General features: G+C 75.8%; 1 protein-coding gene and 1 pseudogene. Both read left to right on the forward strand.

What is annotated here, in order from left to right:
• Positions 1 to 722: sirohydrochlorin chelatase (locus AOK15_RS40625; RefSeq protein WP_055524215.1), on the forward strand; the 722-nt coding region annotated here is incomplete at its 5' end.
• Positions 723 to 903: 181 nt separating this feature from the next.
• Positions 904 to 1,224, forward strand: a pseudogene (locus AOK15_RS40630) (deoxyguanosinetriphosphate triphosphohydrolase); the annotation flags it as partial.

The following is a 1,224-nucleotide window of genomic DNA, read 5'->3' on the forward strand; positions in this document are numbered from 1 at the left end:
AGGGTGCGCACGGCAGCCGCGACCCGCGCGCCCTCGCCACCGTGCGCACCCTCATGGACCGTGTGCGCGAGCAGCGCCCCGGCCTGTCCGTGCACCTGGGCCACATCGAGCTGAACGAACCCCTGCTCCCCGACACCCTCGCCGCCCTCGGCGACCGGGAGGCCGTCCTCGTCCCCCTCCTCCTCAGCCGCGGTTACCACGTCAAGCGGGACATCCCCGAGATGGCCGCCGACAGCGCGGTACGCGCGCGTGTCGCCGCCCCGCTCGGCCCGCACCCGCTCCTCGTGGAGACCCTGCACGCCCGCCTCGTCGAGGCCGGCTGGCGCACCCGCATGGACGCCGAGACCCGCCGTACCAGTGCCGTCGTCCTCGCCGCGGCCGGCTCCCGCGACCCCGAGTCGAGGGTCGACACCGGCCGCACCGCCCATCTCCTCGCCGAACGCCTCGGCGTGCCCGTCGTCCCCGCCTACGCCACCACCGCCGCGCCCACGGTCCCCGACGCCGTCGCCGCCCTCGCGGCCCGGGGCCGCACCCGGGTGGCGGTCGCCTCCTGCTTCACGGCCCCCGGCCGTTTCGCCACGGAGTGCGCGCAGGCGGCCCCCTGGATCGCCTCGGCCCCCCTGGGCACCCACCCGGCGATGGCGAGCCTGGTCCTGCACCGCTACGACCAGGCCATGGCGACCCCGGCCGTGACGAAGGAGCGGTCGCTGGCGACGGCGTAGGGCGCCGCACCACGAGAGGGCACGTGTACAGGGCACGTGTACGAGGGACGCGGGGCCGTATCGAATGTGCGGCTCCGCCGCGTGGGCGCGACGAGCCACGACGCACCCGTAACCGCACGACAAGCCGACCCGGCAGACGAGTGGGCACCCATTTGTCACACCCTCCCCGTACTGTCGAATCATGGAAGGCACCGCACCCCCCGACCACGCCACCCCCGCGAGCCTCGACGCACCGGCCGGCTACGACCCGCCCTCCGCGGAGCGCTACGCCCCGGAACACGACAAACGCCCGGGCCGCACCGCCTTCCAGCGCGATCGCGCCCGCGTCCTGCACTCCGCGGCGCTGCGCAGACTCGCCGGCAAGACCCAGGTGGTCACCCCCGGTACCCGCACCCCCGCCTGGGACGCCAGCCCCCGCACCCGCCTCACCCACTCCCTGGAGTGCGCCCAGGTCGGCCGGGAGCTCGGCGCACTCCAGGGAGTGGGTGAGGCGGGTGCGGGG

Source organism: Streptomyces ossamyceticus, assembly GCF_001418475.1.
GTDB classification, from domain to species: domain Bacteria; phylum Actinomycetota; class Actinomycetes; order Streptomycetales; family Streptomycetaceae; genus Streptomyces; species Streptomyces ossamyceticus.